This window comes from Arsenophonus sp. ENCA (genome assembly GCF_002287155.1).
In the GTDB taxonomy this organism is placed as follows: domain Bacteria; phylum Pseudomonadota; class Gammaproteobacteria; order Enterobacterales; family Enterobacteriaceae; genus Arsenophonus; species Arsenophonus nilaparvatae.
Genome location: NZ_NHNG01000204.1, coordinates 1 through 7,294 on the forward strand (window position 1 = coordinate 1; position 7,294 = coordinate 7,294).

Sequence of the window (7,294 nt, forward strand, 5' to 3'; positions counted from 1 at the left end):
CATAAACGATTATCTCGTAACAGCCGCTCTTTGTTGATCATTTCAAACCTTTATTCTCTAAGTTAAACCTCTTTTTATTCTCAATAGCGTGACAAAAAATGCAAGTCTCTATTCAGCAACTAGTTTATCGTCACATTAGATAAGGAAAACACGTTATGAGTATTACCTGCATCAGTTGCCATCAGGCAACCCGACACCTGAATCCTACCCAGGCAGAGATTACTCAACAACCGGAAAGCGGCGAGTGGGGGATTGATCTCATCCTGGCCTGCCCCCATTGCGGACAGCGATATGGTGCCTGGGTACTTAACTGGGATATTAATCCTTTAACGGGTATGAGGGCAAAGACGACCTCAACATCAATCCCACCCCATCATCAAACGCACGAAGGAAATAAACCATGAACCTTGACCTTTGGTTAGTTTTTTTAGGCGGTGTCTTGCTTAATGCGGTATTACCGCGCGCTGGCGCTATCCTCACCCTTAATCATGCTTTCCAGCGGGGATGGCGCAAGACGCTACCGCTTATTGCCGGTCAGGCGACCGCGTTAGCCTTGATGGTGCCGATTGTGGCACTGGGTGCTGAGGCATTGCGCGCCTCAGCAACAGCCTGGCTTATTCTAAAGTGCATTAGCGTACTCTGGCTACTGTTTGCCGCCTACCGAACCTGGCGCGCGCCGGTCATCYTGGATGCCTACGCTGTTGCAGCATTGACCGGCAGCGCACARCGGTTCTGCTGGGGTTTTCTGACCGATATCACCAACGCCAAAGCGCTCGCTTTCCTGCTTGCCACACTACCGGTCTTTCTTAATCCGGCCCAACCATTAGGGCCACAAATAACCCTCATGTCTTTGACGATGGTAGTGGTCGATGCGCTGATGATGACGCTCTACGCGCTCATTGCCGCCCGCTTACGGCCTTATTTTCAATCACCAGAAACCCGTAAACAACAAAACCGCCTGTTTGCCGGTTTCCTGGTGTTCATTGCGGTCAGCCTTTGTTTTATTGAACACCCGACCTTAATTCAGTGAAAGAGGATAAATTATCATGTGGATATTAATTTTAGCACTATACGCCAGTCCTTATGCCGGTAATGCTTTTTCCACGCTGCATACACAGGAGTTTGACACGGCAACCGCCTGTCAACAGGCCGCCAAACAGTTCACAGAAAAATTTGAAACGGTCAAGGATATAGATGCCAAGGCGATTTGCGTGAAGAAGTCATAGCAGAAAATAGACGTACAATTCATTCAATTGTATAATAACGATATTCATTTTATAATCCTTCAAAACCCGAAGGATTATTTTTTATTCATGGCATAAGGAATCCTGACCACGACGATAAAGGACACCCCCGATGACCCGACAAAAATACTTGCAGTTAATCCATATTGCCGCCCAGCACCTCAAGCTGGACGACACGACTTACCGCCAGCTGCTGCACAGGCTAACGGGAGAAACATCGGCAAAAGCCCTGAATATCGGTCAACTGGCTCGGGTGTTAGAGACCCTAAAAGCCAAAGGCTTTCGTATCCAGTCTACTCAACCCACGACGAAAAAGCAGAGCGACCGTCCGCAAATCCAAAAAATACAGGCCCTGTGGCAGGCAATGGCCGATGAGGGCATCGTCCGTGATGCCTCGGCAAAAGCCCTTGCTCACTTTGTTAAACGGGAAACCGGCTGTGATTCGCCTTATTGGCTGGATAACCCTCAGGCTAGCCAAGTTATCGAAAAACTCAAGCAGTGGCAAAAACGCGTGGCGAGGACAACCTCATGCTAGAGAATACCTTTCGCAGCAAAGGGCCGGAGTTACTGGTTGAACTGGCCGAACACACGGCACAGACCGTCAGACAGATTATCGACATTGACCCCGCTGTTGCCAGCCAGATAGGTGATGCCGTCGCCAATCAAATGATGCGGGTCTGGGGCGGGCAGAACGTTTATTTTCCGATGGGGCTGATGTGGAAAATTAACCAGCGGGATCGGGAGATATTTGCCGATTTCAATGGGCATAACCATCATGCCCTGGCGCGTAAATACAAAGTTTCACTGCAGTGGATTTACTCGGTAGTCAAGCGGATTAAGACACGAGTTTCGCACCAACAAATAAACAAGTTATTTTTAAGTTCAATTCGACATAATATATAATTCGCAAAAATTGCTAATTAACACATAAGTTATTGAAATAAATATATATTTTATATTATAAAATATCTTACGGATAAAACATTATTTTAGATATTTTTAGAACTTTATATGCCTGTGCGAAACTCGTGAAAACAAAGGATTTTTGCTGTTGGCCATCAATTTGTTTGAAGAAACCGGTTTCGCTAAGTAATTCGCTAACTTTTTCTTCTCCATCATATAAAGATAATGCACTGACCATACCCTTACCGAGTTTTTTACATTGAAAATAGTGCCTAAAGGTTTATTGGCTAAGTTCATATTAATTAGCGCATTAGGGTTAATTTCTATTAATTGAGCAATTATTTCATTTACTCTTTCTTCAGTTATTTTTCCCTCAAAAATTTTTTGATCGTATTTTGAGTTTATGTTGATATTCATAACTATCGGTAAAATATTTAGTGCCATCTTCATTGGTAAACACTAATTTAATTTCATTGTTATTATTTTTAATTAATTTTAAATAGTGATAATCACCGGTTATTTTAATATCGAAATAATCTCTAGATGCTGCATTATAGCAACGAATATAATTACCATAACCTTTGTATTCTACAGTGGCAAATTTACCAACAAATTCTTTTGTTTCTAAACTTTTTATATCAGCGGTATAATAATTTACATTTTTAATTTCACCATCTATTATTTCTTTTTTGCTAGCAATAAATTCACCTTTAGTCACTTCTAAAGCATTTATTTTTTGCATGGCATTATCGCTATTATTTTCATTAAGCCAATTTTTAAAATTATCATTTTCATTTTTAATTAGCTCTAAATATTTTTCTGGATTTTCATTATGTAAAAGATTTTTTAACAATTCAGGTTTTTTTGCTTTTAAATACATAGTAAGAGCAAGACCTACTTTATAAACCTTGGCATTTTCATGAAAGTCATTTGAATATTTTAATTTTAAGAACTCAGATATATTTTTTGATTTTATTTCATCTTCAGTTAGATCAATGCTATTTGCTTGGGCATTAAATTTATTATCGGAAAAATATTCAATATAATCAGCGATGCCCTCTTTTAATATGGTAGGTAAGTGAGCTTCATTAGTTATATTTATATTAGTTAAATAATGGGTAAACTCATGTTTAAGATTAAAAACATTGCCCTGTTGATATACATATATGGTCGGTGGATTTCCTGAATAAAATTTACCACCCTCGGTTCCTAAACCTTTTTCTTTACCATAATGTTGGTAATCTTCGTTATTATCGAATATATATATTTCAAGTGGCTTTTCGCTTGATTTAATATATTTTAAATCAGCAAAAATTTTAAAATCATTTACCGCCTGTTGGATTTCTTCAATTATTTTATTTTGTTTTTTGGGGGAGGGATTTCTATAATTAAGAATAACTTTTATTTTTTCTGTTATGGTTATTTCTTGTTTTGAGGTTTTGGTGTTGAAATAATAATCAAATGTATCCTGTTGTTTTATTTTATGATCCACAAATTATCTCCAATATTATTAACAATATCCATTTAAACAATAACATTTGTTAAATTACATTTTTTTTAAGGTTATTGCAAGTTTATTTTAATGTTTATAATATGAATATTATTTTAAAAAAATGGTATTTTTGGAACAATAAATAGGGGATATTTTTATATAATAGTTAATATTGATATAATATTTCGCTTTTTATCAACATTTTTGGTTATTTATTATTTTTATGAATATTTAACGGAGTGAATCAGTTGAAAATGAATAAATATCAAAACGATGATTTTTAGTTTTGATCGTCGCTTGTGGGGAGATTGCTGCTAGGGGGGATGCATAATTGGGTCGTTTCACCACAACCCGGCGTTTAGCTATTGTCATTGCCGGAATTAAAAGGCTGTCAGCATCGTCATCATTACCAACAAGCGATTGAAAAACGCGCATTTCTTTTTTTACTAAGGCACTCTTTTGTCGATGGGGATACATCGGATCGAGATAAACTACATCTGGTGCGGGTGACAGCGTTGTCAATGCATCGATGCTTGAAGCGTGTAGCAATGTCATTCTCTGTCTTAACCAGCCTCCTATTTCAGCGTCAGCGTAACCCCGTTGTAATCCGTCATCAAGAAGCGCCGCAACTACGGCATGACGTTCATACTGCCGGACTTCGCAGCCTAGTGCAGCAAGGACAAAAGCATCTCTGCCAAGACCGGCAGTAGCATCAACAATCGTTGGTAAATAGGATTTTTTGATGCCAACTGCTTTGGTAATAGCTTCATTTCGACCACCACCAAATTTACGTCGGTGTCTCATTGCCCCTGAAACAAAATCAACATAAATGCCACCTAATTTAGGTTCGTCCAATTTTTTTAATTGTAAATACTGGGGTGTTAGCACTAATGCCATTAATGCAGCAGGCGTGTGTTTAAGTTGCCATTTGTCAGCAATCAGCGATAAAGCGCTTTGAGAAGCGCCAGGTTCACAAATTAATTGGATATCAATTGCCATTTATACATTAATACCATAACTTTGTAACATTGCATCCAGCTTAGGTTTTCGTCCGCGGAAACGTTCAAACAGTACCATCGGTTCCTCTGAACCACCACGACTTAAAATATTATCAAGAAATGATAACCCAGTACTGCGATTAAAAATACCTTCCTCGGTAAATCGTGAAAATGCATCGGCAGCTAAAACGTCGGCCCATAAATAACTATAGTAACCGGCACCATAACCACCGGCAAAAATATGGCTAAATGCATGAGGGAAACGGCCCCACTCGGGTGACGGCACTACAGCAACCTGTTGTTTAATCGATCGTAAGGTTGATAAAATTTGGCCGCCTTTTTGCGGAGAATACTCAGTATGTAAGCGAAAATCAAACAAACCGAATTCTAATTGACGAAGAATAAACATTGCGGCCTGATAATTTTTGGCTGCTAACATATTATCTAACATTGATTTTGGTAACGGTTCACCTGTTTCATAATGACCTGAAATGAAGGTAAGTGCTTCAGGTTGCCAACACCAATTTTCCATAAATTGACTAGGTAGTTCGACCGCATCCCATGGTACCCCATTAATACCAGCTACATCCGCTACATCAATTTGGGTTAACATATGGTGTAAACCATGGCCAAACTCATGAAATAAGGTAATAACTTCATCATGGGTAAACAGCGCGGGTTTATCACCAACAGGTTGGTTAAAATTACAGGTTAGGTAAGCCACAGGTTTTTGGTAGCTACCATTGATATGCTTTAATCTGTCCGCACAATTATTCATCCAGGCACCGCCACGTTTATTTTCTCGGGCATAGAGATCTAAATAGAAGCTGCCGCATAAGTCACCACGTTCATTATATAATTCCAAGAAACGTACATCGGAATGCCATATCTCCACATCATGACGCTCTTTTGCTGTCAAACCATAAATTCTGTTAATGACTTCGAACAGACCGTTGATAACCCGTTGTTCTGGAAAGTAAGCACGTAGTTGTTCATTATCAATTGAAAATTTATGCTGCTTTTGTTTTTCACTATAGTAACCCAGATCCCAGGGCTCAAGTTTCTCAATTCCGTAGTGATCCTTAGCAAACTGGGTCAATTCCGCAAGCGCTTTTTCACCTTGATGGTAGGCTCGTTGCGCAAGATCGGTAAGAAAATTCAGAACCTGTTTGGGTGATTCGGCCATTTTAGTGGCTAAAGATTTTTCAGCAAAATTATTAAAACCAAGTAATTGTGCTAATTCGTAACGTAAGGCTAAAATTTCATCCATAATGTCACTATTATCCCATTTACCAGCGTTTGGTCCCTGATCAGAAGCACGGGTATTATAGGCGTGATGCATTTCTTGGCGTAGTTGACGATTATCAGCATAAGTCATAATTGGCAGATAACTTGGCATATCCAACGTGAATAACCAGCCTCCTTCTCCTTTAGATTTAGCTAATGCTTTTGCTGCCAAAAGAGCACTTTCCGGTATGCCAGTTAACTGATCACTATTTTTAATCAGTTTCGTCCAACCCATCGTTGCATCTAACACATTATTGCTAAACTTAGTTTTTAATTCGGCAATTCGAATAGCAATTTCACCATAACGTTTCTTTTTTTCTACTGGTAAACCAATTCCGGATAATTCAAAATCACGTAACGTATTTTCAATTGATTTACGTTGTGCTTGATTGAGAGTATCAAATTCAGCACTATTTTTTAACGATTTATAAGCTTGGTAAAGACCGGTATGTTGTCCCATCCAGGTACTAAATTCTGATAGCATAGGTAAACAGGTATCATATACTTGTCGTAATTCGGTGCTATTTTTTACTGCATTGAGATGACCTACGGGTGACCAGGCTCGAGAGAGTTTGTTGTTAGCTTCTTCTAATGGTTGACATAAATTGTGCCAGTTAAAGGTGCTATTTTCTTTAACTATGGTCTCAATTGTCTGCCGATAGTTGTCTAATACGGTTTTTATCGCAGGGAGAACATCTTGCGGTGTAATGGTTGAAAAATGAGGTAACACAGATTTCGTTAGTAAAGGATTTGTCATAATAAAAACATCCTGTGATTAATTATACTACTTGGTAGGTACAATTAAATATTAAATAAGAGATGTGATTAAGATATGGCTACAAACGGCTGAGTTCAATATGAAGACAAATATTTTATCTGTTTTTTTTTGCCAGATTGTTTAAATACCTAGGTTTAGAATTTCCGAAAATAAGATTATAATGATTGCCAATTTTTCCATGGAAGATCATCGTCCCCGGTGGGTGGCTGGACTTCAAATCCAGATGGGGCCGCCAGCGGTCCTTGGCAGGTTCGACTCCTGTGGTCTTCCACCATTCTCAAACTATTAGTATCACCAAAAATCCCCAACTTTCTGATAAAGAGAATGCTATTTTTTATCTTGATATCGGTTTTATCCAGATAGCCACAGCTACCATAAATTTTTCGTTTCTTACACGAGTTTCGCACAAAACTAATTTGGGTACGCTAAGGCTTTGTTGAATAAATCGAACTTTTAGGTGATTGAGGGGATCTGATCGCTACAGTCGTTTCATCATCGGGTCCCTATGGCAAAGCAAAAGTTTAAAATCACCAACTGGCCTGCATACAACAAAGCACTCAGGCAGCGCGGGTCTCTCACGGTATGGCTTGAT

General features: G+C 38.9%; 11 protein-coding genes and 1 tRNA gene. 8 read left to right on the top strand and 4 right to left on the bottom strand.

Going from position 1 to position 7,294, the window contains the following annotated elements; translation table 11 throughout:
- Positions 1 to 155: 155 nt before the first annotated feature.
- The 5 genes from CBG25_RS05250 (at position 156) to CBG25_RS05270 (ending at position 2,147) form a co-directional block, all read left to right on the top strand.
- Complete coding sequence (locus tag CBG25_RS05250; RefSeq protein WP_290605058.1) at positions 156 to 404, top strand: hypothetical protein; 249 nt, start codon at positions 156 to 158, stop codon at positions 402 to 404.
- Positions 401 to 1,030 (top strand): LysE family transporter, encoded by a 630-nt coding sequence (locus tag CBG25_RS05255; protein ID WP_290605060.1) that lies wholly within the window; start codon positions 401 to 403, stop codon positions 1,028 to 1,030. Before CBG25_RS05250 ends, CBG25_RS05255 begins: the two co-directional genes overlap by 4 nt.
- A 16-nt stretch (positions 1,031 to 1,046) precedes the next feature.
- On the top strand, positions 1,047 to 1,226 hold the full coding sequence (locus CBG25_RS05260; RefSeq protein ID WP_290605062.1) for a hypothetical protein: 180 nt from the start codon (positions 1,047 to 1,049) through the stop codon (positions 1,224 to 1,226).
- A gap of 130 nt (positions 1,227 to 1,356) precedes the next feature.
- Positions 1,357 to 1,779 (top strand): regulatory protein GemA, encoded by a 423-nt coding sequence (locus CBG25_RS05265; RefSeq protein WP_290605064.1) that lies wholly within the window; start codon positions 1,357 to 1,359, stop codon positions 1,777 to 1,779.
- A complete protein-coding gene (locus tag CBG25_RS05270; protein ID WP_290605066.1) occupies positions 1,773 to 2,147 on the top strand; it encodes a Mor transcription activator family protein in 375 nt (124 codons plus the stop codon). Before CBG25_RS05265 ends, CBG25_RS05270 begins: the two co-directional genes overlap by 7 nt.
- Positions 2,148 to 2,214: 67 nt before the next feature.
- Here the strand turns inward: CBG25_RS05270 and CBG25_RS05275 are convergent, their stop codons facing one another.
- The 4 genes from CBG25_RS05275 to prlC all read right to left on the bottom strand — a co-directional run bounded on the left by CBG25_RS05275 (position 2,215) and on the right by prlC (position 6,681).
- Positions 2,215 to 2,385 carry a hypothetical protein gene (locus CBG25_RS05275; RefSeq protein ID WP_290605068.1) on the bottom strand — a complete coding sequence of 57 codons (171 nt, stop codon included), beginning with the start codon at positions 2,383 to 2,385 and terminating at the stop codon, positions 2,215 to 2,217.
- A 135-nt stretch (positions 2,386 to 2,520) separates the two neighbouring features.
- Positions 2,521 to 3,639: a collagenase gene (locus CBG25_RS05280; protein WP_290605070.1), complete on the bottom strand. Its 1,119-nt coding sequence runs from the start codon at positions 3,637 to 3,639 to the stop codon at positions 2,521 to 2,523.
- A gap of 231 nt (positions 3,640 to 3,870) precedes the next feature.
- Complete coding sequence (gene rsmJ / locus CBG25_RS05285; protein ID WP_290605072.1) at positions 3,871 to 4,638, bottom strand: 16S rRNA (guanine(1516)-N(2))-methyltransferase RsmJ; 768 nt, start codon at positions 4,636 to 4,638, stop codon at positions 3,871 to 3,873.
- Entirely contained in the window at positions 4,639 to 6,681 is a 2,043-nt protein-coding gene (gene prlC, locus CBG25_RS05290) for an oligopeptidase A (RefSeq protein ID WP_290605074.1), read from the bottom strand.
- A gap of 201 nt (positions 6,682 to 6,882) precedes the next feature.
- On the opposite strand from prlC, the gene CBG25_RS05295 reads away from it, so the two are divergent.
- From CBG25_RS05295 to CBG25_RS05305, 3 genes are all read left to right on the top strand, one after another.
- A tRNA-Sec gene (locus tag CBG25_RS05295) sits at positions 6,883 to 6,976 on the top strand.
- Positions 6,945 to 7,142 (top strand): hypothetical protein, encoded by a 198-nt coding sequence (locus tag CBG25_RS05300; RefSeq protein ID WP_290605076.1) that lies wholly within the window; start codon positions 6,945 to 6,947, stop codon positions 7,140 to 7,142. The genes CBG25_RS05295 and CBG25_RS05300 overlap by 32 nt, the downstream gene beginning before the upstream one ends.
- Positions 7,143 to 7,207: 65 nt before the next feature.
- Positions 7,208 to 7,294, top strand: an 87-nt coding sequence (locus tag CBG25_RS05305; RefSeq protein ID WP_290604312.1) for a hypothetical protein, incomplete at its 3' end; no start/stop codon positions are given.

Excerpts from the sequence above, each read along its gene's own strand:
- CBG25_RS05250 (WP_290605058.1), top strand. The coding sequence starts at position 156 with ATGAGTATTACCTGCATCAGTTGCCATCAGGCAACCCGACACCTGAAT.
- CBG25_RS05260 (WP_290605062.1), top strand. The coding sequence starts at position 1,047 with ATGTGGATATTAATTTTAGCACTATACGCCAGTCCTTATGCCGGTAAT.
- CBG25_RS05265 (WP_290605064.1), top strand. The coding sequence starts at position 1,357 with ATGACCCGACAAAAATACTTGCAGTTAATCCATATTGCCGCCCAGCAC.
- CBG25_RS05270 (WP_290605066.1), top strand. The coding sequence starts at position 1,773 with ATGCTAGAGAATACCTTTCGCAGCAAAGGGCCGGAGTTACTGGTTGAA.
- CBG25_RS05275 (WP_290605068.1), bottom strand. The coding sequence starts at position 2,385 with ATGGTCAGTGCATTATCTTTATATGATGGAGAAGAAAAAGTTAGCGAA.
- rsmJ (WP_290605072.1), bottom strand. The coding sequence starts at position 4,638 with ATGGCAATTGATATCCAATTAATTTGTGAACCTGGCGCTTCTCAAAGC.
- prlC (WP_290605074.1), bottom strand. The coding sequence starts at position 6,681 with ATGACAAATCCTTTACTAACGAAATCTGTGTTACCTCATTTTTCAACC.